The organism is Piscinibacter gummiphilus (genome assembly GCF_032681285.1).
GTDB classification, from domain to species: domain Bacteria; phylum Pseudomonadota; class Gammaproteobacteria; order Burkholderiales; family Burkholderiaceae_C; genus Rhizobacter; species Rhizobacter gummiphilus_A.
Map to the genome: position 1 here is coordinate 1,809,217 of NZ_CP136336.1, position 23,037 is coordinate 1,832,253.

Consider the following 23,037-nt stretch of genomic DNA (forward strand, 5'->3'; position numbering starts at 1 on the left):
GTCACATGCGTCGCCTACTGTGCCGTACACCCCACGCTCACCCACGGAGGCCGCCATGAACCTGAAAGAGCTGAGCATCGCCACCTTCAACCTCTACAACCTCAACGAGCCGGGCCGCCCGCTCTACACCGACCGCGACGGCTGGACCGAAGCCGAGTACGAACGCAAGATCGCCTGGACGGTGCGGCAGCTCACCATCCTCAAGTCCGACGTGTTCGGTTTCCAGGAGCTGTGGCACGCCGAGTCGATGAAGCGCGCGCTCCTGGCCGCCGGCCTCGATGCCGACTACGACCTCGTGGTGCCACCCGAGGCCGATGGCCGCAAGATCGTCTGCGCCGCCATCGTGCGCAAGGGGCTCCTGAGCAGCGTGCCCGAGTGGATCGAGCACTTCCCCGAGAACTTCGTGCTGCGCTCGCACGGCGACGACCCGCAGACGCCGCTCATCGACGTCACCATCCGCGGTTTCTCACGCCCGGTGGCGCACTTCACCATCAAGCCACGCGAAGACGGGCCCGACGTGCACCTCTATGTGTGCCACCTGAAGTCGAAGGGCCCGACCAAGCTCTTCAACGAAGGCTGGTACCGCGACGACCGCGACACCTACGCCAAGCACGCCACCGCCATCGGCGCGGCCATCTCGACCATCCGGCGCACGGCCGAGGCGGCGGCGCTGCGCTTCATGCTCACCGAGCAGATGAAGGGCAACGACACGCCGGTGATGGTGCTGGGTGACATCAACGACGGCCACTTCAGCAACACCACCAACATCCTCACCGAGCAGCCACGCTACCTCGTGGGCGACTCCATCGGCGGCGGCGACATCGCCCTCTACAGCACGCAGACACTGCAGGAATACCGCGACACCCGCGACGTGTACTACACGCACGTGCACGAGGGCATCCGCGAGTCGCTCGACCACATCATGGTGAGCGAGCAGTTCTACGACCACAGCCGCAAGCGCCTGTGGCTCTTCGATGGGCTGGTGGTCAACAACGACCACCTCAACTTCGACGACCACAAGGCCGACGGCACGAACGACCACGGGGTCATTCGTGCCGTCTTCAAGTACAAGCCACAGCGGGCTTGAGCTCGCTCACACGCGAGGTGGGTCGGTCTCGCGCTCGTAGTGGCGGTGCTTCGCAAGCGCGGCGAAGAAGCCTTCGACGTTGACCTCCGCGCCCGCCGCCGCGGCGTCCATCGGCTCGCCGAGCACGATGCCCGGGTCTTGCCCGCCATCGGGCAACTGCACGTCGATGCCGGCCTTCGCGACGATGGCGCTTGCATGCCCGAGCACCAGCATCGGCTTGCAGTGGCGGTACTGGTCTTTCACGAACTCGACGACCTGGCCCTGCTCGGCGAGCGAGAGCGCGGCCTGCTCGCCATCGGGCAGGACCACCGCGTCCCACGTGACCGACGGGGCCGCTTCGAGCGACACCTCCACATGCAGCGGCTCCTGGCTGAGCGGCGTGACGACCCCCAGCCGCACGCCCACGAAACGCGGCGCCGCACCGGCGGCGGCCAGCACCTTGTGCACCGTGCGCAGCCGCACGTCTTCCACGCCATCGGCGACGAGCAGCGCCACGCGTCGGCCCTTGATGCCTGCCTCGCCGGGGCGCGAAAGCAGCGAGAGCGCAGGCGACTTCTCCACCTCCGGTTTGACGTCAATGGGCAGCGCCTTCGGTTGCGGCGGCGGCACCGGCATGCCCAGGCCTTCGGCCACGCGCGTGGCGAGCTCCGTGTCGACGTTCGCCAGCACCGACAGCACCCGCTCGCGCACTGCGGGCGTCTGCACGCGCGTCAGCTCGAAGCGATAGGCGCCCACGATGTGCGCCTGCTCCACGGGCGTCTGGCTCTTCCAAAAGAGCGTGGCCTGCGAATAGTGGTCGGCGAACTTTTCGGGCTTGCCGCGCACCTTGTCTTCGGCCACCGGCTGCGGGAAGGACACGAAGCCCGCCTTGCCCGTCTGGAACGGGCAGCCGCCGCCCAGCGAGTTGGGCTCGTAGTTCACGCGCCCCCGGTGGATGGCCTGGCGGTGCAGGCCGTCGCGCTGGTTGTTGTGCACCTGCGCCACCGACGCATTGATCGGGATCTCGTGGAAATTGGGGCCGCCCAGACGTGTGAGCTGCGTGTCCACATAGGAGTGGATGCGCCCTTGCAGGAGCGGGTCGTTGCTGAAGTCGATGCCGGGCACGACATGCGCGGTGCAGAAGGCCACCTGCTCGGTCTCGGCGAAGAAGTTGTCGGGGTTGCGGTTGAGCACCATGCGGCCCACGGTGCGCAGCGGCACCAGCTCCTCGGGCACGAGCTTGGTGGGGTCGAGCACGTCGAAGCTGAAGCCTTCGGCCTGCACGTCGCTGAAGATCTGCACGCCCAGCTCCCACTCCGGGAAGTTGCCGGACTCGATGGCTTCCCAGAGGTCGCGGCGGTGGTAGTCGGGGTCGGCGCCGCCGAGCTTGGCGGCTTCGTCCCACACCAACGAGTGCGTGCCGGCCACGGGCGTCCAGTGGAACTTGCAGAAGACCGATTCGCCGGCCGCGTTCACCAGCCGGAAGGTGTGCACGCCGAAGCCCTGCATGGTGCGGTAGCTGCGCGGGATGGCGCGGTCGCTCATCACCCACATCAGCATGTGCGCCGATTCGGGCATCAGCGAGACGAAGTCCCAGAAGGTGTCGTGCGCGCTGCTCGCCTGCGGCATCTGGTGGTGCGGCTCGGGCTTGAGCGCGTGCACGAGGTCGGGGAACTTCATCGCGTCTTGAATGAAGAAGACGGGGATGTTGTTGCCCACCAGGTCCCAGTTGCCCTGGTCGGTGTAGAACTTGACGGCGAAGCCGCGCACGTCGCGCGCGGTGTCGATGGAGCCTCGCTCGCCGGCCACGGTGGAGAAGCGCACGAAGACCGGGGTTCTTTTGCCGGTTTCGGCAAAAGGTGCGGCAGTCGTGTGCTCGGTGAGCGCCTCGGTGCACTCGAAGTAGCCATGCGCGGCCGAGCCGCGCGCGTGCACCACCCGCTCGGGGATGCGCTCGTGGTCGAAGTGCGTGATCTTCTCGCGCAGGATGAAGTCTTCCAGCAGCGTGGGCCCGCGCAGGCCGGCCTTCAGCGAATTCTGGTTGTCGCCCACCGGCACGCCGTGGTTGGTGGTGAGCGCCTGGCCGCCGCTGTCGACGCGCATGCGGTCCAGCGGCCCGTTGGTCGGGTTGAAGCCCGGCCGCACGCTGCCGTCACCCGTCTTCGGCGACGCGGTGTCTTCGTTGACGGTGCTGCTGCGCACGATCTCGTCGGGCGCCGGCTGGCACGGCCCGGCCTGTGGTGTGTGGCCATTGGCGAGGCCGTGTTCGGCGGGCTTGAGCGGGTTCGCGGGCATCGCCTTCGCGAGCGCCTGCGTGCCGGCGTAGCGCGTGCCGAGCATCTGCTGCGCGGGCGTGGCGAGGGCCTGGGCGTTGTCTTCCGTGAAGCTCGCGGTCGACGGGCCGGAAAGCGTGCTCAGCACCGTGCCCACGGCCTCTTGTGGCTCGACTGGCATCGCCTGGCTAACGTCGGGCTTTGCGGCGGTGGGAGTGCCGGGCTTGCGGGATTGCTTCGATTTGGATGTGGCCATGCGACCTGCTTGTGAAAGGAGTGGTGATGTGGGCATTCGGCAAGGCCTGTTCCTGTGTGCGCGCCAGGGCGGTACAGGGCTTGCCGATGGCTCACCTTCCAACCTTCATCAAGGAGCGACCATGTCCGACCTCGTGGTGGTGACCGGCGGCGCCGGCTTTCTGGGCAGCAATCTGTGCGACCGGTTGCTCGCGATGGGCCGGCGCGTGGTGGCGCTCGATGACCTGTCGACCGGCGACGAGGCCCACGTGAGCCATCTCGCCGCGAACCCCAACTTCGAACTGCACCGCCACGACGTGACGCAGGTGTGGCCGCAGCGGCTCGAAGGCCCTTCCCGCATCTTCAACCTCGCCTGCCCGGCCAGCCCCGCCTACTACCAGCAGCACCCGGTGCGCACCACGCTCACCAGCGCCATCGGCATGTGGCGCGTGCTCGAGGCGGCGCTGCACAGCGGCTCGCGTGTGCTGCAAGGCTCCACCAGCGAGGTCTATGGCGACCCCGAGGTGCACCCGCAAAAGGAGAGCTACCACGGCCTCGTGAACCCCATCGGCCCACGCTCCTGCTACGACGAAGGCAAGCGTGTGGCCGAGGCGATGTGCTTCGCCTACCACCGCGAGCGCGGCCTGCCCGTGCGCCTGGTGCGCATCTTCAACAGCTACGGCCCGCGCCTGCGCGCCGGAGACGGCCGCGTGGTGAGCAACTTCATCGTGCAGGCTCTTCAAGGCGAGCCGCTCACGCTGTATGGCAAGGGTGAGCAGACACGCAGCTTCTGCTACGTCGACGACACCGTCGACGGCCTGCTGCGCATGATGGAGGCCGACATCGAAGGCCCGGTCAACATCGGCAACCCGACCGAGCACACCGTGCAGGAGCTGGCCGAGCTGGTGCTGCGCCTGACCGGCAGCCGCTCGAAGATCGAATACCACCCGCTGCCGGCCGACGACCCGCGCCGCCGCAGGCCCGACATCACGCTCGCGTCCACGAAGCTCGGCTGGGTGCCGCGTGTCTCGCTGGAAGACGGCCTGCGCGAGACCATCGCGCACTTTCGCCGCCAACTCGGGCTCGCCGACCGGCTGGCGGCATAGCGCCGTTCGCGCCGCCGCTGGCGGCGAACAGGGGCGTTTTTCACGCCCTGTTCTGCGCTTGGGCTCCAAGGCAGACCGATACCGTGGCTTCTGCAACACGCGGTGAGCGTCTGCGTTCAAGTCGACAGGTGGTTGGCCGACATTGCCGATGCAGGCTGCGCGTGGGAGCTTTGCGCTCCGAATGAGCACGCGCGTGCCAAAGCAGGGGGTTTCAGAACATCACAACAGCGGTGAAACCGGAGACACACGACATGAGCCAGATGCCGACGGAGTATGTGATCGACGATGGCGACCTGCTCGTCCTCGTGGGTGACCAGGCCAGCAACATCGTCTATGCCAACCCCGCCTATTGCAAGGCGAGCGGCTACGACTGGCGTGAGCTGAAGGGCACCAAGGCGGCGCTGATGATGCACCCCGCCAACCCGCCGCAGATCCTGAAGGACATGGGCGCCACGATGCGCCTGACCCGCCAGCCCTGGACCGGCATCATCAAGAACCGCCGCAAGACCGGCGAGTACTACTGGCTGCGCCTGAACCTCGCGCCCATCTTCCACGAGGGCAAGTTCATGGGCAGCCTGATGGTGCACAGCAAACCCGCACCGGGCGAAGTGGCGGCCATCGAGCCGCTCTACAAGCGCATGCTCGACGGCCAGCACAAGGACCTGAACCTTCGCCACGGGCGTGTCTACCGCAGCAACCTCATCGGCAAGCTCGGCCTCTGGGTGCGCGAGATGGGCCTGAAGGCGCGCCTCTGGGGCGCGCTCGGCGCGCTCGACCTGGCGATCGCCGGCGCCTTGTGGGCCGCGGGCGCGAACCCGGCCTCGTGGGCGTTCTGGGCGAGCCTCGGCGTGGTGGTCGCCGCCACCGGCGCGGCCGGCGCCTACCTCTTCCATTCGATCGTGAAGCCGCTGCGCAGCACGGTGAGCCTGGCAAGCCGCATCGCCGCGGGCGACCTGAGCGCGCAGGTGTCGAGCACCCGCAGCGACGAGATCGGCGCCGTGCTGCGCGCGCTCACGCAGATGAACATCAACCTGCGCGCCACCGTGAGCGACGTGCGCGAAGGCATCGGCCTCATGACCCGCGCCACCGCCGAGATTGCCTCGGGCACGCAAGACCTCTCGGCCCGCACCGAAAGCCAGGCGAGCAACCTGCAGGAAACGGCCTCGTCGATGGAGGAGATGAACGCCACCGTGCGCAACAACTCCGACGTGGCCCGCCAGGCGAGCGACGTAGCGGCCGGCGCCAGCCGCGCGGCCGAGACCGGCGGCTCCGCGGTGGGCGAGGTCGTTGCCACGATGGACGGCATCTCGCGCTCGTCCAAGCAGATCGCCGACATCATCGGCGTGATCGACAGCATCGCCTTCCAGACCAACATCCTCGCGCTCAATGCCGCGGTCGAAGCCGCGCGGGCCGGCGAGCAGGGACGCGGCTTCGCCGTGGTGGCGAGTGAAGTGCGCAGCCTTGCGCAGCGCAGCGCGCAGTCGGCGAAAGAGATCCGCGCGCTCATCTCGGAGAGCGTCGACCAGATCGACACCGGCGCCAGGCTCGTCAACGCGGCCGGCAGCACCATCAACGACGTGGTGGCTCAGGTGCGCCGCGTCAACGAGCTGGTCAACCACATCGCCGGGGCCTCGCACGAGCAGTCGTCGGGCATCGAGCAGATCAACCAGGCCGTGACCACGCTCGACCACATGACGCAGCAGAACGCGGCGCTGGTGGAGCAGAGCACCGCCTCGGCCGAGCACCTGCGCGAGCAGGCGGCGCGCATGGCCGAGGCGATGAGCGTCTTCAAGCTCTCGGCGGCCGATGCCGCGTCGATCAACAAGACGGCCGAAAAAGCGGTGATCTGAGGCGCTCGAAATACACCCTGCTCCATGCGGGGTTGCAGGCGCTTTTTACGATGGTGTGCTCGCGGCCACGACGCCGCTGTGAAAGGCAGCCCATGAAGACCCTCTTTGCCGCCACGACCCTCCTGGCCCTCGCGGCCTGCACCAGCTACGGGCCGCAGTCGATCGCGCCGGGCACGCCGGTGGACGCGGTGCGCCAGTCGCTCGGGGTGCCCACGGGCGAGTTCGCCCGGCCCGATGGTGGGCGCCGCCTCGAATACGCGCGCGGCCCGTTCGGGCGCCACACCTACATGCTCGACTTCGATGCCGCTGGAAAACTCCTGCGCTGGGAGCAGGTGCTGACCGAGGCGAACTTCAACACCATCCAGCCCGGCATGTCGGGCGCCGAGGTGCAGGCCCTGATCGGCCATTCGTTCGACCAACGCATGGTGGGCGTGGCCGAGCGCCGCCAGACCGTCTGGGCCTACCGCTACGAGACGCCGTTCTGCCAGTACTTCCAGGTGGGCATCGATTCGCACGGCAAGGTGATGGACACCTCGTATGGCCCCGACCCGCTGTGCGAGACGCGGGAGACGTCCGACGCGCTATAAACGGCCGATGAATTCCATCACCCTCTACGGCATTCCCAACTGCGACACCGTGAAGAAAGCGCGCGCCTGGCTGGCGGCGCGCGAGGCCACGGTGAACTTCCACGACTTCAAGAAACAAGGTGTGCCCGAAGCACACCTGGCGCAGTGGCTCCCGGCAGTCGGCTGGGAGAAGCTCGTGAACCGCCAGGGCACCACCTGGCGCAAGCTGCCGCCCGAGCAGCAGGCCGCAGTGACCGATGCCACGTCGGCCCGCGCCTTGATGCTGCGCGAGCCGAGCGTCATCAAGCGCCCGGTGGTCGAGTGGGCCGACGGCAAAGTGACGGTCGGGTTCTCCGACGCGCTCTTTGCCGAGCGCCTTGGTTGATCAGAAGACCAGCCAGAGCAGCAGGATCACGGGAATGGGCACGCCGATGGCCCAGAGCAGGATGGATTTCATGGGAGTCTCCTGTTAACCGTTGAGGTGCTTGCAGGTTAGGCGCAGGCGCTTGCGCCGCGTACCGGACAGCGCCTTTGAAGCGCAGGGGACAGCGCAGCCAAGCCGCGTCGGAGTGATCCGACGTGCGTGTTGCTAGGTGCGCAGCTCGAAGCCCGCTTCCGCCACGGCGGCCCCGTTCACCAGCACCTCGATGCGGTGCGGGCCCGGGTAGTAGACGCGCGTGGTGATGGGCCTGAGCGAATGCTGCTTGCGGAACTCGCGCCGCTCGCCGGCCGCCAGTTCCACCACCCAGCCCTTGAACACCTTGGGCGAGGTGTCGCCGTTGGCCTTCACGTGGTGCACGGCGTAGTCGATGGCCAGGCGTTGCGGCTTGCGCGCGGTGGACTGCAGCGTCAGCGCGAGCTGGAGGCTATCGCCCACCGTTGCGCGGCGAGACGACAGCGCCACGCTCGCTTCGCCCTTGAACCTGTCGCCCACGCCGAAGGCTTTCAGCACCCCGGCGTGCCCCTTCTTCACCAGCGTGCGGCTCGCGTGCCTCAGCAGCGCCAGGCGCGCCGGCGTGGCCGTGGGCAGGTGCTCCTGCAGCCAGGCTTCGATCAGGTAGGGGTGGTCTTTGGCGATGTCGTTCAGGTGGTTGGCGACGCTACGTCGCACGTAGGGGCTGGCGTCGTCCATCAGGCGGCGCAGCAAGGGCAGGGTGGGCGAGGGGTCGTCGACCAGGGGCTTGAGCACCATGCCCCAGGGCAGGCGAGGGCGGCTGCCTTCGCTCACCAAGCGGCGCACGTGCGGGCTCGCGTCGGTGCTCCAGCGCTGGAGTGTGTCGAACGACAGGGCGGGCTCCGCGAGGATGAACGGGCGGATGGCCCACTCGGCGGTGAAGCGCTGCGTCATCGCATGCAGGGCCTGCAGGGCGCGTGGGGCCTTGTCCTTCCCGTGCCGGGCCACATACTCGGTGAGCGGCCACACGGCCCAGCCGGCGAGGCCGTCGTCTCGGGCGCCGCTGGGGCTGTCGAGCGTGGCGTCGTCGATCTCGCCCATCGACGCGAGCGCGCCTTCCATCACCGTGGCGGCGCTGTCGAAGTCGCTGGGAAGCGTCTTCTCGAGCGCGGTGCAGAGGTGCTGCGCGCGGGCCTTCATCTCCAGGGCTTCCAGCCCGCTCAGGGCGAGCGAGCGGAAGCGTTTCGCGTTGAAGGCCGCACCGGTTTCAGCGCCCGCACGTTGCAGGTGGCTCGCCATCGCGGCGGCCACCTGCGGTCCGAGCAGGTTCTTGAACGGCTCCGGCATCAGTCCAAAGAGATCAGGCCGCAGCGAGCAACTGCCGCAGCACGAACGGCAGGATGCCGCCGTGCTTGTAGTAGTCGACCTCGATCGGCGTGTCGATGCGCAGCGTGACGCGCACGTCGCGCTTGCCGCCGTCCTTGCTGCAGATCACGAGCGTGGCGTCCTGCTGGGGCTTGATCTCGGTGCCGAGCAGCACGTCGAAGGTCTCGTCGCCCTTGATGCCCAGCGTCTGCCAGGAGTCGTCGCCCTTGAACTGCAGCGGCAGCACGCCCATGCCCACGAGGTTCGCCCGGTGGATGCGCTCGTAGCTGCGTGCGACCACGGCCTTGATGCCGAGCAACGCCGTGCCCTTGGCGGCCCAGTCGCGCGAGGAGCCGGTGCCGTATTCCTCGCCCGCGAAGACGATGGTGGGCACGCCGTTCTCCATGTACTTCATGGCCGCGTCGTAGATGAACTTCTTGCTGCCGTCCATGTAGATCGTGAGCCCGCCTTCCTCGCGGCTGCCATCGGGCAGCGGCGGGATCATCAGGTTCTTGATGCGCACGTTGGCGAAGGTGCCGCGCACCATCACGTCGTGGTGGCCGCGGCGCGAGCCGTAGGAGTTGAAGTCGGCCTTGGAGACGCCATGCGCCTTCAACCAGTGGCCTGCGGGCGATTGCTCCTTGATCGAGCCGGCCGGCGAGATGTGGTCGGTGGTGATCGAGTCGCCGAAAAGCGCCATTGCCCGCGCGCCCTTGATGCCCATGTTGGCCATGCCGGGGGTGAGGTGGAACTCGTCGAAGAACGGCGGCCGGGCGATGTAGGTGCTGCGCGGCCAGGTGTAGGTCTCGCCCCGCACGCCCTCGATGCGCTCCCACAGCTTGCCGGGGTTGCTCTTGACCTGCGCGTAGTTCTCGCGGAATGCCTTGCCGTCCATCGCGAGCTTCATCAGCGCGCCGATCTCGTCGCTGGTCGGCCAGATGTCGCCGAGGTAGACGTCGCGGCCGTTCGTGCCTTGGCCCACCGGCTCGGTCATGAGGTCGCGCGTCACGTTGCCGGCGATCGCGTAGGCGACGACGAGCGGCGGCGAAGCGAGGAAGTTGGCCTTGAGGTTGGGGTGGATGCGTGCCTCGAAGTTGCGGTTGCCCGAGAGCACGGCCGCGCACACGAGGTCGTTCTTGTAGATGACTTCGTTGAGCTCTGCCGTGAGGTCGCCCGCGTTGCCGATGCAGGTGGTGCAGCCGTAGCCGGCGAGCGTGAAGCCGAGCTTGTCGAGGTAGGGCGTGAGGCCGGCCTTGTCGAGGTAGGTCGTGACCACCCGCGAGCCCGGGGCCAGCGAGGTCTTCACATGCGGCTTGACGGTGAGACCGGCTTCCACCGCCTTCTTGGCCAGCAGGCCCGCGGCGAGCAGCACGGCCGGGTTCGACGTGTTGGTGCAGGAGGTGATGGCGGCGATCAGCACGTCGCCGTTCTTGATGGGGATGCCGCTCTTGGTGGTGTAGGTCTGGTGCAGTTTCTCGGGCGGCTGGTTGAAGCCGTTGGCCGAGACGGGCTTGGAGAAGAGCTCGGTGAATTCGCGCTTGAGGTTGCCGAGCTCGATGCGGTCCTGCGGGCGCTTGGGGCCGGCGAGCGACGGCGCCACGGTGCCGAGGTCGAGCGAGACTTCCTTCGAGTAGCGGATCTCGCCGCGCCGCGGGATGCCGAACATCTTCTGGGCCTTGAAGTAGGCCTCGAGCATCTCGATCTCGTCTTTCGTGCGGCCGGTGCCGCGCATGTAGTCGAGCGTGCGCGCATCGACCGGGAAGAAGCCCATGGTCGCGCCGTATTCGGGCGCCATGTTGGCAATGGTGGCGCGGTCGGGGAGCGTGAGGCTCTCGGTGCCCTCGCCGTAGAACTCGACGAACTTTCCGACGACTTTTTCGCGGCGCAGGATCTCGGTGACGGTGAGCACCAGGTCGGTGGCGGTCACGCCTTCGCGCAGGCGGCCGGTGAGCTCGAAGCCCACCACGTCGGGCGTGAGGAAGTAGACGGGCTGGTCGAGCATGGCCGCTTCGGCCTCGATGCCGCCCACGCCCCAGCCGACCACGCCGATGCCGTTGATCATGGTCGTGTGGCTGTCGGTGCCCACGAGCGAATCGGGGTACACCACGCCGCCCTTCTCGAACACGCCGCGGGCCAGGTACTCCAGGTTCACCTGGTGCACGATGCCGAAGCCGGGCGGGACCACGCCGAAGGTCTCGAAGGCCTGCATGCCCCACTTCATGAACTCGTAGCGCTCCTTGTTGCGCTCGAACTCGAGTTTCATGTTGAGGTCGATCGCGTCCTTGGTGCCGTAGTAGTCGACCATCACCGAGTGGTCGACGACGAGATCGACCGGGCACAGCGGCTCGATGGTGCGCGGGTTCTTGCCCTTCTCGACGGCCACGTTGCGCATGGCGGCCAGGTCGGCCAGGAGCGGAACGCCGGTGAAGTCTTGCAGCACCACGCGCGCCACGACGAAGGGGATCTCGTCGACGCGCTCGGCGTTGGGCGCCCAGTTCGCCACCCGCGCCACGTGGTCGGCGGTGACCTTCTTGCCGTCGCAGTTGCGCAGCACCGACTCCAGCACGATGCGCATCGAGACGGGCAGCTTGGCGACGTTGGGGTAGGTCTTCGCCAGCTCGGGCAGCGAGAAGTAACTCGCGCTGCGCCCGGAGGCGGTCTTCACGGTCTTGAGCGTGTTGGCGAAGGCGTGATCTGCTGGCTTCTTGGCGGTGGCCATGGCGATGCTCCTGTGGGTGAGGGAGGGGGAGAGCCTTTGATTGTGCCGCTGCTGTTTGACCTCGGGGTGGCAAGGCCACTGATCGGCGAGGTTCAGCAAAAAGTTTCTCATTGTGGACGGAATGCGCGGATCTGCATAAAATGAGAAACACTATGCCAGCCCGTGCACCCACCCCCGACCTCGCGGCCACCGCCCGCCTCGGTGCGCTCGGGCTCGACATCCGCGCCCGCCGCAAGGCGCTGGGGGTCAGCGCCCAGGCGGCTGCCGCGGCAGCCGGCATGTCGCGCGTGACGTGGCACCGCATCGAGGGCGGCGAGCCCTCGGTGACGATGGGCGCCTACCTCAACGCCCTGGGCGCACTCGGCCTGGAGTTCCGGGTAGGCGACGTGGCGGTGGTGCCCGTCAAGGCGGCGGCGATGGCCGTGCCGAAGCGCATCCGCCTGGCCGACTACCCGCAACTCAAGCGGCTGGCCTGGCATGCGCCCGGGCTCACCGAGCTGACGCCCGCCGAGGCGCTGAGTCTCTACGAGCGCCACTGGCGTCACCTCGACCGCGAAGCGCTCGATGCGAAGGAGCAGGCGCTGCTGGAGGCGCTCACGCAGCAGGAAGCGAAGGGGCGCCTGCTTGTTTGAGCGCCCCCACCACCGCCGCATCGCGACCGTGCTGGAATCGCTCGATGCACCCTTGCTGCTGACGCACCGCTGCCTCTTCGGGGGCGGCACGGCGGTGGCCCTTCGCTATGGCGAGTACCGCGAGTCGGTGGATGTGGACTTCCTGGTGTCCGACGTGGCGGGCTACCGCGAGCTGCGCCAACGCTTGACCGGCCCCAGAGGACTGCAGGCGCTGGTGCGCGACGGCGCGTCGTTGCAGGCGCTTCGCGAAGTGCGTGCCGATCAATACGGCCTGAGAACCATGCTGAAGGTCGACGATGCCGAGATCAAGTTCGAGATCGTGCTCGAAGGCCGCATCGAACTCGACCCGCCGGGGCCGGAAGATCTGCTCAGTGGCGTGGCCACCTTGACGCGCCTCGACATGGCCACGACCAAGCTGCTGGCCAACTCTGATCGCTGGGCCGATGACCTCGTGTTCAGCCGCGACTTGATCGATCTCGCCATGATGCAGCCCAAGGGAAAGCTGCTGAAGCTCGCCATCGCCAAGGCCCAGGCGGCCTACGGCGAGAGTGTGGAGCGCGACCTGGCCAAGGCCGTCGACCACCTGCTCGGCCGCGAAGGCCGGCTCGAGCGCTGCATGAGTGCCATGCAGATCTGCGTGCCGCGTGCGCTGCTGTGGAAGCGCATCAAGGCGTTGCGGCCAGCCGGCGCCGCCTGAACAAGCGCACCACCCCCGGCAGGCACAGCACCAGCACCACCATCGCCAACAGGGCGGCGCACATCGGGCGTTCGAGGAACACCGTCCAACGCCCCTCGCCGATGGCCAGGCCGTTGCGCAGGTGGGCTTCGGCGAGCGGCCCGAGGATCATGCCGACGATGACGGGTGCGGCTGGAAAGTCGAAGCGGCGCATCAGCACGCCGGCCAGGCCCACGCCCCACATCAGCACGAGGTCGAACGCGCTCTGGCGCATGCCGTACACGCCCACCGTCGCGAAGACGAGGATGCCGGCGTAGAGCTGCGGGCGCGGGATCTTCAGGAGCTTCACCCACAGGCCCACCAGCGGCAGGTTGAGCACCAGCAGCATCACGTTGCCGATGTAGAGCGAGGCGAGCAGCGCCCACACCAGCGCCGACGACGTCTGGAAGAGCTGCGGCCCGGCCTGGATGCCGTAGTTCTGGAAGGCGGTGAGCAGCACGGCGGCGGTGGTCGAGGTGGGAATGCCGAGCGTGAGCAGCGGCACGAGCGTGGCCGTCACCGAGGCGTTGTTGGCGGCCTCCGGCCCAGCCACGCCTTCGATGGCGCCGGTGGTGCCGAACTCTTCCGGGTGCTTCGACAGCTTGCGCTCGGTGGCGTAGCTGAGGAAGGTGGGAATCTCGGCGCCGCCGGCCGGCACCGCGCCGAACGGGAAGCCGATGGCCGTGCCGCGCAGCCACGCCGGCCAGGAGCGGCGCCATTCGCTGCGCGTCATGTGGACCTTGCCCGTGCGGTTGAGCGTCGACGCGCTGCGTCCCTCGTAGAGCGCGGTGTAGAGCGTCTCGCCGACGGCGAAGAGGCCCACCGCCACCAGCACCACCTCGATGCCGTCGAGGAACTCGGGAATGCCACCCACGTAGCGTGCCTGGCCAGTGAGCTGGTCTTGCCCCACCAGACCGACGGCCAGGCCGATGAAGAGCGATGTCATGCCGCGCAGGCGGCTGCGGCCGAGCACCGCGCTCACCGTGGTGAAGGCCAGCAGCATCAGGCAGAAATACTCGGGCGGCCCGAGCTTCACCGCGAACTCGGCCACGGGCGGCGCGAAGAGCGTGACCAGCACGGTGGCGAGCGTGCCGGCGACGAACGAGCCGATGGCCGAGGTGGCGAGCGCCGCGCCGGCCCGGCCGTTCTTGGCCATCTTGAAGCCTTCGAGCGCGGTGACCATCGTGGCCGTCTCGCCCGGCGTGTTGAGCAGGATGGAGGTGGTGGAGCCGCCGTACATCGCCCCGTAGTAGATGCCGGCGAAGAAGATCATCGAGGCGGTGGGCTCCACCTGGGCGGTGATGGGCAGCAGCATCGCCACCGTCACCGCAGGCCCGAGGCCGGGCAGCACGCCGATGGCCGTGCCGAGCGCGCAGCCGAGGAAGGACCACAGCAGGTTGATCGGCGTGGCGGCCGAGGCGAAGCCGGCGAGGAGCTGGTTCCAGGTGTCCATCAGATCCACCCGCTTTGCGTGAGTGCCGGGAGCGTGAGGCCCAGCAGTTTGCGGAAGAGCCAGAACACTGGCGCCGAGATCGCAAGGCCGATCGCGGCATCGACGAGGGTCTGCCCCGCGTCGCCGCCCGGCTTGCCCTCCGAACCGCGAAGCCCGCGCACCGCCAGCACGAAGCCCAGTGCGCAAGCCAACACGAAGCCGATGGTCGTGATGAGTGCCGCGATCTCCAGCACGCCGGCCGAGACCCAGGCGAAGGCCTTCCAGTCGCCGCGCCCGGCACCCGAGGGCACCTCCACCTCGCGATAGCCGCCATGCGTGGCGTGCCAGCAGAGCAGGGCGCCGCACAGCGCGAGCACCGCGCTCACCACCCACGGCAGGAAGTTGGGGCCGACGCCCTGGTAACCCGCTGTTGACGGGATGAACCACGCGCCGGCCGCCATCACGGCGGCGACCGCGAGGGTGCCGAGCCCCACCAGCAGTTGCAGGCGGGGCGAGGTGGCCGAGGTGCTCACGACACCATGCCGGCTTTGGTCATGGTCTCGCGCAGGCTCGCGAATTCCTTCTTCACGAACGCGTCGAACTCGGCGCCGCTCAGCACGGCGGGGGTCCACTGGTTCTTCTCCAGCGCCTCGGCCCAGGCCTTCGACTGCAGGGCCTTCAGCACCATCTCGGTGATCGCCTTGCGCTGCTCGGGCGTGATGCCAGGGCCGGCGTACACGCCGCGCCAGTTGCCGATCTCCACATTCAGGCCCTGCTCCTTCAGCGTGGGGATGTCGATGCCCTTCACGCGGCTTGGCGCGGTGATGCCGATGGGCAGCATCTTCTTCGCCTCGATGTACTGCTGGAACTCGCTGAAGCCGCTGCCGCCCACCGTCACGTTGCCGCCGAGAATGGCCGCCACCGCTTCACCGCCCCCACGGAAGGCCACGTAGTTGATCTTCGCCGGGTCGACACCCGCTTCGCGCGCGATCATGGCCGCGGCGATGTGCTCGGTGGAGCCGCGCGAGCCACCGCCCCATTTCACGCTGCCCGGGTCTTTCTTGAGCTGCGCCACCACGTCGGCCATGGTCTTGAGCGGCGAACTGGCCGGCAGCACGAACACGCCGTATTCGGTGGTCAGGCGGGCGATGGGCGTCATCGTGTCGAGCGTCACCGGCGGCTTGCCGCTGATGATGCCGCCGAGCATCACCGCGCCCATCACCATCAGCGCGTTCGGGTCACCCTTGCCCATGTTGGCGAACTGCGCGAGGCCCAGGGCGCCCGCCGCGCCGCCCTTGTTTTCAAAGGTGACGCTGCCGGCCACCCCGGCGTCCTGCAAGGCCTTGCCGAGGGCCCGGCCGGTGAGGTCCCACCCGCCGCCGGGGTTGGCGGGGATCAGGATCTTGAGGTTGGCGGCGGCCTGGGCCGAAGAGGGCAGCAGGCCCGCGGCAGCAAGTGCAGCCAGGCCGTGGAGGAAGGTGTCGCGGCGCATGTCGTCTCCTTTGTGGTGGGGCTCGGCGCGCAGGCGCACGCCGGCTCGTTGTGCGCCGAGCTTACCCGCGCCACGGGTCTTGCGGGCGAGAGGCCCGGTAGGCGGAATAGACGCCGGATTCACCCGCATTCGCCCCGATCGCCGCGAGGGCCGCTGCCCACAATGGTGCGACCCCACTTTGCCCATCGTCCCCATGAAAAAGTCGACCGCGAAGCCTCCGCTGGTGGCGGCGAGCCCGGCAGCCGCCGTCGTCGCCGTTGACGCGCCTTCGGAACTCGACCGCGAGCTGGCGCTGGCACGCTCCGGCACCATGGGGCTGGGCGACCTGATGAACCGCAGCCAGCTGCTCGCGCAAGACGGCAAGGCCGACGCCGCCGCCGAGCTCTACGAAGCCTGGATTGCCCACACCGTCTCGCCGCTGCTGCACGTGGCCTGTTTCAACTGGGGCACGCTGCTCGGCAATCTCAACCGCATGCCCGAGGCGGAGCGCGCCTACCAGCGTGCGCTGGCCCTGAGCCCCGGCTTCCACCAGGCACGGCTGAACCTCGGCCACCAGCTCGAACGCCAGGGCCGCCCGGCCGAAGCCCTTGCCGAATGGCAGAAGGTGGCCGACCAGCCCGGCGTGGAAGAAGAGCTGCTGCTGCACGCCCTCAACAACATGGCGCGCCTGCTGGAAACGCAGCGCCGCTACGACGAAGCGCTGGCCTGCATGGTCAGGAGCCTCGAGTTCAAGGCCACGCAGAACGACGTGATCCAGCACTACGTGCACCTGCGCCAGAAGATGTGCGCCTGGCCGGTCTACCAGCCGGTGGGCGACGTGACGCTCAACCGCCTGCTGATGGGCACCTCGGCGCTCGCCATGCTCGGCGAGAGCGACGACCCAGCGCTGCAACTGCTCGCCGCGCAGCGCTTCGTGAACGAGCGCCTGCCCCGCCAGCAGCCCGAGCCCTTCCACAAGAGCGGGCCCCGGCGCGAGGGCAAGATCCGCATCGGCTACCTCTCGGGCGACCTGCACATGCACGCCGTGGGCTTGCTGTCGGTCGAGCTGCTGGAGCTGCACGACCGCGAGCGCTTCGAGGTCTACGCCTTCTCATGGAGCCGCGACGACGGCTCGCCGCTGCGCGCACGCATCCGCGCCGCGATCGACCACTACGTGCCCATCGGCGGGCTCGACGACGCCACCGCCGCGCGCGTGATCGCGCAGCACGGCATCGACGTGCTCGTCGACCTGCAAGGCCTCACCAGCGGCGCGCGCCCGGCCATCGTGGGCATGCGGCCGGCGCCGATCCAGGTGAGCTACCTGGGCCTGCCCGGCACCTGCGCGCTGCCCGGGGTCGACTGGATCCTGGCTGACCGTTTCGTGATGCCGCCCGAGCTGCTGCCGTACATGACGGAAAAGCCGATCTACGTGCCCAGCTGCTACCAGGTGAGCGACCGCAAGCGCGAGGTCGGCCCCACGCCGAAGCGCGCCGACTACGGCCTGCCCGAAGACGCCTTCGTCTTCTGCTCGTTCAACAACACCTTCAAGTTCACGCCGGCCCTCTTCAAGAGCTGGATGCGCATGCTGCAGCAGGTACCGAAAAGCGTGCTGTGGCTGCTGGCCGACAACGAATGGGCGCTCGAGAACCTGCGGCGCGAGGCCGATGCCCACGGCATCGCCCGCGACCGGCTGATCCTCGCGCCGCGCGTGCAACCGCCCGAGTACCTGGCGCGCTTCCAGCTGGCCGACCTGATGCTCGACACCTTCCCCTACAACGCCGGCACCACCGCCAGCGATGCGCTCTGGATGGGCCTGCCCATCGTCACGTATTCCGGCCGCAGCTACATCTCGCGCATGGCCGGCAGCCTGCTCACCGCGGTCGGCTTGCCCGACCTCGTGACCTTCACGCTTGCCGACTACGAAAAGCTCGCTGTGCAGCTGGGCAACAACCCGCTGCGGGTGGCGTCGTACAAGCGTTACCTGAACGAGCAGGGCCGGCAGTCGAAGCTTTTCGACGTGCCCCAGCTCGTGCGTGACATCGAGCACGAATTCGAGCGGTTGGCGCTGGAACACCGCGCCACCTGAGCCACACGGCCCGGAAGGGCCGAATAGTGCGGCAAACATCGCGCTATTGAGCCCATTGCGCGGGCGCCGGCCGCTCAGAATGAAGCGGACTCACTCTGTCTCACAGATCGCCTGCGCGTTTCGCGCTGGCACCCCTTCATGAGCGCCCGCCAGGAACCTTTCATCGCTGCGCCCGCAGGCTCGTTGCACGCCGACGATGCCCTGGCGCAGGCGATCGTCTGGCTGTGCAAGCACCACGGGCGCGAGCGCTCGGCCGAGTCGCTGCTGGCCAACACGCCGGTGGAAGGTGCGCTCGGGCCCGACCAGGCGGTGCGCATCATGCGCGAGGCAGGCTTCAACGCCGGCCTCGTCCAGAAGCGCATCTCCGACATCCACGCGCTGCTGCTGCCGGCGGTGCTGCTGCTGAAGAACGGCGACGCCGCCATCGTGGTGGCCCGCCACGCCGCCGAGAAGGGCGCCGACACCTACGACGTGGTGATGCCCGGCCCCGACAGCCACGCCTGCAAGGCCACCGAAGCCGAGCTGTCGGGTGAATACACCGGCTTCGCCTTCGTCGCCTCGCCCAAGCCGCAGGCCGCCTCGGGCGCCGCGCAGGAATTGCTGCTGCTCGACCCCGACCGCCACTGGCTCTGGGGCACGCTGCGCCGCTTCATCCCGTATTACCGCTCCGCGCTGCTGGCCGCCGCGCTGAGCAACGTGCTCATGCTCGCGAGCGGCCTCGTCACCTCGGTCGTCTTCGACAAGGTGCTGCCGCACCAGGCCTTCATCACCCTCTGGGCGCTGGCCATCGGCGGCTTCATCGCGCTCGCGTTCGACCTCATCGCGCGCCAGCTGCGCAGCCACCTGATCGACCGCGCCGGCAAGAAGGCCGACCTCATCATCGGCTCGCTGCTCTTTCGCCAGACGCTGGGCGTGCGCATGGAACACCGCCCCGAATCGGCCGGCTCCTACGCCCACCATCTCGCCCAGATCGAGACCGTGCGCGACTTCTTCGCCGGAGCCACGCTGTCGGCCCTGAGCGACCTGCCGTTCATCGTGATCTTCGTCGCCATGACCTTCGTGATCGGCGGCCCGCTCGGCTGGGTGCTGATGGCGGCCATCCCGCTGATCCTCGGCACCGCGTGGATGATCCAGGCGTCGCTGCGGCGCTCGATGAGCGCCAACATGACGCACCAGGCCGACCTGCAGGGCCTGCTCGTCGAAGCGGTCGAAGGGCTGGAAGACGTGAAGGTCGTGGGCGCGCAGGGTCGTTTCCTGCGCCGCTACGAGGAAGCCACCGCCGCCGCGGCCGACACCGCGCTGCGCGCACGCGCGCTCGGCGGCCTCACCAACAACATCTCGGCCATGTCGCAGCAGCTCATCACCCTCGTGATGCTGGTGGTGGGCGTGTACCTCATCGCCGACGGCCAGATCTCGAGCGGCGCCCTCATCGGCGCCATCATGTTCGCCGGCCGCGCGGTCGGCCCGCTGGGCAGCGTGGTGGGCCTGGCCACCCGCTACCAGGGCGCGCGTGCCGCGATGGTGGCGCTCGACCGCATGATGCAGCTGCCCACCGAGCGTGTGCCCGGTGCCAACTACGTGGCCCACCACGACGTGACCGGCCGCATCGCGCTGCGCGACCTGAGCTTCGCCTACCCGCCCACCTCCGAAGGCGCCACTGCGCCGAAGGTGCTGAAGGGCGTCACGCTCAAGTTCAACCCGGGCGAGCGCGTGGCGATCCTCGGGCGCATCGGCAGCGGCAAGTCGACCGTGCTGCGCCTGCTCGCGGGCCTCTACCAGCCGACCGAAGGGCTGGTGGAAGTCGATGGCATCGACCTGCGCCAGATCGACCCGGCCGACTTCCGCGCGAAGGTCGGCTTCGTGTCGCAGGAGCCGCGACTCTTCAAGGGCACCCTTCGCGAAAACGTCTTGATGGGCCGTGCCTCGGTCGACGCCACGCGGCTCGCCGAGGTGGCGCGCGTGACCGGCCTCGACCGTCTCATCGCCTCGCATCCGCAAGGCTGGGAGCTGGAGGTCGGCGAAATGGGCTGCCTGCTCTCGGGCGGCCAGCGGCAGCTCGTCGCGCTGGCACGCTGCCTCGTCACGCAGCCGCAGATCCTCTTGATGGACGAGCCCACGAGCTCGATGGACGCGCAGAGCGAAACCCTCTTCCTGCGCCAGCTCAACGAAGCGCTGGGCACGCGCACGGTGGTGATGGTCACGCACCGCCCGGCCGTGCTCGACCTCGCGCAGCGGGTGATCGTGGTCGACGGCGGCAAGGTCGTGCTCGACGGGCCGAAGGCCCAGGTGCTGGCGGCGCTGTCGGGTGCCAAGCCGGCCGCCACGGCCACGCCGGAATCGACAACTTCTCCCAACGTGCACCTGCACCCGTCGACCCAGCCCGTGCAGCGGCAGGCCTCCGTCTAGTCGATCGCAGCAGACATGGCCTTCTGGAAACGCAAACCCAAGGAGCCCCAAGGCGCTGAGATGGCCTACGTGGCCGACGTGCGTGCCGCGATGGTGGTCGACGCCATGCCCGGCACCACCTGGGCGCTCTACCTCATGGCCGCCGTGGTCACCGCCGCTATCGTGTGGGCGACGTTTGCCAAGGTCGACGAGGTGACGCGGGCCGAAGGCCGCGTGGTGCCCGAAGGCCGCGAGCAGGTGATCGCGAGCCTGGAAGGCGGCATCCTGCGCGAGCTGCACGTGCGCGAAGGCACGCAGGTCTTCGAGGGGCAGGAGCTGGCGCAGCTCGACCCCACGCGATTCGAATCGCAGCAGAACGAAGGCGAGGCCAAGCGTGTGGCGCTCCTCGGCACCATCGCGCGTCTCACCGCTGAAGCAAGCGGCCGCCCGCTCAAGTTCCCCGAGGAAGTGCGCAAGCTGGATGGTGTGGTCGCCGGCGAGACCGACGCCTTCAACGCCCGCAAGCTCGCACTCGACGAAGCGCTCAACACCAATGCGCGGAACGTGGCGCTGCTGATGAAGGAGCTGGGCGTTTCGGAGGCGATGGCTGCAAAGGGCCTCATGAGCGAGGTGGAGGTGATGCGCCTGCGCCGCCAGGTCAATGACCTGCAGCTCAACGCCCGCGAGCGGGTCAACAAATTCCGGCAAGACGCCAGCACCGACCTCGTGCGCGTGCAGACCGAACTCTCGCTGCTCGAAGAGCAGATGGCCGGCCGCGCCGACGTGCTGCGCCGCACCGTGCTCACCTCGCCCGTGCGGGGCCTGGTGAAGAACATCCGCGTCAACACCATCGGTGGCGTGGTGTCGCCGGGTGCGCCCATCATGGAGATCGTGCCCATCGGCTCGCGGGTGCTGGTGGAGGCCCGGCTGAAGCCGAAGGACGTGGGCTTCGTGCGCGTGGGCCAGAAGGCCGAGGTCAAGCTCGCCGCCTACGACTACACCACCTACGGCGGCCTGCACGGCAAGATTGAATACATCAGCCCCGATGCGCTTGGCGACGCCGACAAGGGCACGCCCGATTCCACCTACTACCGCGTGACGATGCGCACCGACCGCTCCACGCTGAAAGAGAAGAACGGCAAGCCGCTGCCCATCCTGCCGGGCATGACGGCGATGGTGGAGGTGCGCACCGGCGAGCGCTCGGTGCTGAGCTTCATCCTGCGGCCGATGATGAAGTCACAAGAGGCCTTCAGAGAACGCTGATCCGGGGTGAATTGGGGGCCATTTCCCCCTGCTTTCCACCCATCGAGACGAGCCCATCCGCGGTGTACTGAGGGGAATGCTGCCCCGTAGTACGCAGCCCCCGTGGAGCCCGTCTTGATCAAACCCACCGCCCAACACCTGCTGCCGGCCTTCGCTGCCGTGCTGGCGCTCCTGGCCGTGATGCCGGCCGATGCGAACTGCATCGACGAAGGCTCGGCCGAGGCCCGCACCGACGCGAGCCCGCTCAGCGAGCGTGTCGACCCCAAGACCGCGCGCGACAACCTACTCTCGATGGTCGACCAGGCCATGCAACGCAGCCAGGCCATCGGCGCGAGCCGCCTGCTGGCCGAAGCCGCCGCCATCGACGTGAGCGAAACCCGCGCTGCCCGCTTCCCCCAGGTGAACCTGGGCGGCACCGTTGGCGCCGTGCGCACCGAAGTCGGTGGCGTGCAGGAAGAAAGCGGCAAGCAAGGCCGTGCCACGCTCAGCATGAGCGTGCCGCTCTTCGATGGCGGCCGCATCTCCGATCTCACCGACTGGCGCAAGAGCCTCGCCGAAGCCGCCCGCCTGGGCGAAGTCAACACGCAGGAGCAAGTGGCGCTGCAGACCGTCTCGCTCGCCATCGAGCGCAGCCGCTACAACCTGCAGGCGCAGGTCTACCAGCAATACGCCCGCAAGATGAGCTGCCTGGTCGAGGCCTTGCAGACCATCGTGCGCGCCGACCGTGGCCGCACCAGCGAGCTGGTGCAGGCGCAGAAGAACCAGAAGCAGGCCGAGCTGTCGTTCTCGCAGACGCAGGCCACCGTGCGCCAGATCGAGACGCGCCTGAAGCGCTTCGTGGGCGACACGCTACCGCCCACGCAAGGCATGTCGTCGCTGCTCTTGAGCGTGCCGTCGCTGCCCGACGTGCTGGCCCAGGCCGAAGCCTCCGCCGACATCGCCCAACTCGCCGCCCAGGCCGAAGCCGCCAAGTACTACGCCGAGTCGGTGAAGGCCCAGCGCTGGCCGCAGGTCAACGCCGTGGTGAGCGGCACCACCATCCGCGGCACCGGCAACGGCACACAGTGGTCGGGCGGCGTGAACGTCAACATCCCGATCATGAATCCGCCCGTGGGCTACGCGATCGATTCGTCGCAGAAGCGCGCCCAGGCGGCCCGCCTGCAGCGCGAAGATGCGCTCCAGGCCCGCCGCTTCCGCATGACCGAGGTGCACGACCAGGCGCTGTCGGCCTTCGACCGAGCCCGCCAGGTGGTCGAAGTGCTGCGCGACAGCGACCGCGTGCGCAACTTCACGCTGCAGCAGTGGCAGCAGCTCGGCCGCCGTTCGCTGTTCGACGTGATGTCGTCCGAGGGCGAGCACTACAACCTGCGCGTGCAGTACGTCAACGCGCTCTACGATGGCCAGCAGTCCAACGCGCTGCTGTGGTCGCTGGGCCTGGGCGTGCGTGCCCAGCTCAAGTGAGCCGGCCACCGAATTCGAG

17 protein-coding genes are annotated in these 23,037 nt (G+C 68.4%); 11 read left to right on the top strand and 6 right to left on the bottom strand.

Annotated features, from left to right (window positions below; translation table 11 throughout):
- Window positions 1-55 precede the first annotated feature (55 nt).
- Window positions 56-1,087: an endonuclease/exonuclease/phosphatase family protein gene (locus RXV79_RS08675; protein ID WP_316703026.1), complete on the top strand. Its 1,032-nt coding sequence runs from the start codon at window positions 56-58 to the stop codon at window positions 1,085-1,087.
- Between the two features lie 6 nt (window positions 1,088-1,093).
- Here the strand turns inward: RXV79_RS08675 and RXV79_RS08680 are convergent, their stop codons facing one another.
- Window positions 1,094-3,520 carry a catalase gene (locus RXV79_RS08680; protein WP_413816692.1) on the bottom strand — a complete coding sequence of 809 codons (2,427 nt, stop codon included), beginning with the start codon at window positions 3,518-3,520 and terminating at the stop codon, window positions 1,094-1,096.
- A 196-nt stretch (window positions 3,521-3,716) separates the two neighbouring features.
- Here RXV79_RS08680 and RXV79_RS08685 point away from each other — a divergent pair, with 196 nt between their 5' ends.
- From RXV79_RS08685 to RXV79_RS08700, 4 genes are all read left to right on the top strand, one after another.
- Window positions 3,717-4,679, top strand: coding sequence for a UDP-glucuronic acid decarboxylase family protein (locus RXV79_RS08685; protein WP_316703028.1), 963 nt, complete (start codon window positions 3,717-3,719; stop codon window positions 4,677-4,679).
- A 251-nt stretch (window positions 4,680-4,930) separates the two neighbouring features.
- Window positions 4,931-6,529 carry a methyl-accepting chemotaxis protein gene (locus RXV79_RS08690; RefSeq protein ID WP_316703029.1) on the top strand — a complete coding sequence of 533 codons (1,599 nt, stop codon included), beginning with the start codon at window positions 4,931-4,933 and terminating at the stop codon, window positions 6,527-6,529.
- A 92-nt stretch (window positions 6,530-6,621) separates the two neighbouring features.
- Entirely contained in the window at window positions 6,622-7,116 is a 495-nt protein-coding gene (locus tag RXV79_RS08695) for a hypothetical protein (protein ID WP_316703031.1), read from the top strand.
- A 7-nt stretch (window positions 7,117-7,123) separates the two neighbouring features.
- Entirely contained in the window at window positions 7,124-7,480 is a 357-nt protein-coding gene (locus tag RXV79_RS08700) for an ArsC family reductase (RefSeq protein ID WP_316703032.1), read from the top strand.
- Between the two features lie 204 nt (window positions 7,481-7,684).
- Here RXV79_RS08700 and RXV79_RS08705 read toward each other — a convergent pair whose 3' ends face one another.
- Together RXV79_RS08705 and acnA are read right to left on the bottom strand one after the other, a co-directional pair.
- Complete coding sequence (locus tag RXV79_RS08705) at window positions 7,685-8,836, bottom strand: DNA alkylation repair protein (RefSeq protein WP_316703033.1); 1,152 nt, start codon at window positions 8,834-8,836, stop codon at window positions 7,685-7,687.
- A 13-nt stretch (window positions 8,837-8,849) separates the two neighbouring features.
- Window positions 8,850-11,573 (bottom strand): aconitate hydratase AcnA, encoded by a 2,724-nt coding sequence (gene acnA, locus RXV79_RS08710; RefSeq protein ID WP_316703034.1) that lies wholly within the window; start codon window positions 11,571-11,573, stop codon window positions 8,850-8,852.
- A 152-nt stretch (window positions 11,574-11,725) separates the two neighbouring features.
- On the opposite strand from acnA, the gene RXV79_RS08715 reads away from it, so the two are divergent.
- Together RXV79_RS08715 and RXV79_RS08720 are read left to right on the top strand one after the other, a co-directional pair.
- Complete coding sequence (locus tag RXV79_RS08715; RefSeq protein WP_316703035.1) at window positions 11,726-12,205, top strand: helix-turn-helix domain-containing protein; 480 nt, start codon at window positions 11,726-11,728, stop codon at window positions 12,203-12,205.
- Window positions 12,198-12,902, top strand: coding sequence for a nucleotidyl transferase AbiEii/AbiGii toxin family protein (locus RXV79_RS08720; RefSeq protein WP_316703036.1), 705 nt, complete (start codon window positions 12,198-12,200; stop codon window positions 12,900-12,902). The genes RXV79_RS08715 and RXV79_RS08720 overlap by 8 nt, the downstream gene beginning before the upstream one ends.
- On the opposite strand, the gene RXV79_RS08725 is transcribed toward RXV79_RS08720, so the two are convergent.
- Genes RXV79_RS08725 through RXV79_RS08735 form a run of 3 tightly spaced genes read right to left on the bottom strand, consistent with a single transcriptional unit; the run spans window position 12,871 to window position 15,844 of the window.
- Entirely contained in the window at window positions 12,871-14,373 is a 1,503-nt protein-coding gene (locus RXV79_RS08725; RefSeq protein ID WP_316703037.1) for a tripartite tricarboxylate transporter permease, read from the bottom strand. The genes RXV79_RS08720 and RXV79_RS08725 overlap by 32 nt on opposite strands.
- Window positions 14,373-14,885: a tripartite tricarboxylate transporter TctB family protein gene (locus RXV79_RS08730; RefSeq protein ID WP_316703038.1), complete on the bottom strand. Its 513-nt coding sequence runs from the start codon at window positions 14,883-14,885 to the stop codon at window positions 14,373-14,375. The genes RXV79_RS08725 and RXV79_RS08730 overlap by 1 nt, the downstream gene beginning before the upstream one ends.
- Window positions 14,882-15,844 carry a Bug family tripartite tricarboxylate transporter substrate binding protein gene (locus RXV79_RS08735; RefSeq protein WP_316703039.1) on the bottom strand — a complete coding sequence of 321 codons (963 nt, stop codon included), beginning with the start codon at window positions 15,842-15,844 and terminating at the stop codon, window positions 14,882-14,884. The genes RXV79_RS08730 and RXV79_RS08735 overlap by 4 nt, the downstream gene beginning before the upstream one ends.
- Before the next feature lie 193 nt (window positions 15,845-16,037).
- On the opposite strand from RXV79_RS08735, the gene RXV79_RS08740 reads away from it, so the two are divergent.
- From RXV79_RS08740 to RXV79_RS08755, 4 genes are all read left to right on the top strand, one after another.
- Entirely contained in the window at window positions 16,038-17,909 is a 1,872-nt protein-coding gene (locus tag RXV79_RS08740) for an O-linked N-acetylglucosamine transferase, SPINDLY family protein (protein WP_316703040.1), read from the top strand.
- A 138-nt stretch (window positions 17,910-18,047) separates the two neighbouring features.
- Entirely contained in the window at window positions 18,048-20,315 is a 2,268-nt protein-coding gene (locus RXV79_RS08745) for a type I secretion system permease/ATPase (RefSeq protein ID WP_316703041.1), read from the top strand.
- Between the two features lie 15 nt (window positions 20,316-20,330).
- The gene (locus RXV79_RS08750) at window positions 20,331-21,557 is read left to right on the top strand and encodes an HlyD family type I secretion periplasmic adaptor subunit (protein ID WP_316703042.1); all 1,227 of its coding nucleotides are present in this window, start codon (window positions 20,331-20,333) and stop codon (window positions 21,555-21,557) included.
- Window positions 21,558-21,671: 114 nt separating this feature from the next.
- A complete protein-coding gene (locus tag RXV79_RS08755; RefSeq protein WP_316703043.1) occupies window positions 21,672-23,018 on the top strand; it encodes a TolC family protein in 1,347 nt (448 codons plus the stop codon).
- Window positions 23,019-23,037 lie beyond the last annotated feature (19 nt).

Bases quoted from the DNA above. Each gene is read 5' to 3' on its own strand.
- RXV79_RS08675 (WP_316703026.1), top strand. From the start codon at position 56: ATGAACCTGAAAGAGCTGAGCATCGCCACCTTCAACCTCTACAACCTC.
- RXV79_RS08680 (WP_413816692.1), bottom strand. From the start codon at position 3,520: ATGCCAGTCGAGCCACAAGAGGCCGTGGGCACGGTGCTGAGCACGCTT.
- RXV79_RS08685 (WP_316703028.1), top strand. From the start codon at position 3,717: ATGTCCGACCTCGTGGTGGTGACCGGCGGCGCCGGCTTTCTGGGCAGC.
- RXV79_RS08690 (WP_316703029.1), top strand. From the start codon at position 4,931: ATGAGCCAGATGCCGACGGAGTATGTGATCGACGATGGCGACCTGCTC.
- RXV79_RS08695 (WP_316703031.1), top strand. From the start codon at position 6,622: ATGAAGACCCTCTTTGCCGCCACGACCCTCCTGGCCCTCGCGGCCTGC.
- RXV79_RS08700 (WP_316703032.1), top strand. From the start codon at position 7,124: ATGAATTCCATCACCCTCTACGGCATTCCCAACTGCGACACCGTGAAG.
- RXV79_RS08705 (WP_316703033.1), bottom strand. From the start codon at position 8,836: ATGCCGGAGCCGTTCAAGAACCTGCTCGGACCGCAGGTGGCCGCCGCG.
- acnA (WP_316703034.1), bottom strand. From the start codon at position 11,573: ATGGCCACCGCCAAGAAGCCAGCAGATCACGCCTTCGCCAACACGCTC.
- RXV79_RS08715 (WP_316703035.1), top strand. From the start codon at position 11,726: ATGCCAGCCCGTGCACCCACCCCCGACCTCGCGGCCACCGCCCGCCTC.
- RXV79_RS08725 (WP_316703037.1), bottom strand. From the start codon at position 14,373: ATGGACACCTGGAACCAGCTCCTCGCCGGCTTCGCCTCGGCCGCCACG.
- RXV79_RS08735 (WP_316703039.1), bottom strand. From the start codon at position 15,844: ATGCGCCGCGACACCTTCCTCCACGGCCTGGCTGCACTTGCTGCCGCG.
- RXV79_RS08740 (WP_316703040.1), top strand. From the start codon at position 16,038: ATGAAAAAGTCGACCGCGAAGCCTCCGCTGGTGGCGGCGAGCCCGGCA.
- RXV79_RS08745 (WP_316703041.1), top strand. From the start codon at position 18,048: ATGAGCGCCCGCCAGGAACCTTTCATCGCTGCGCCCGCAGGCTCGTTG.
- RXV79_RS08750 (WP_316703042.1), top strand. From the start codon at position 20,331: ATGGCCTTCTGGAAACGCAAACCCAAGGAGCCCCAAGGCGCTGAGATG.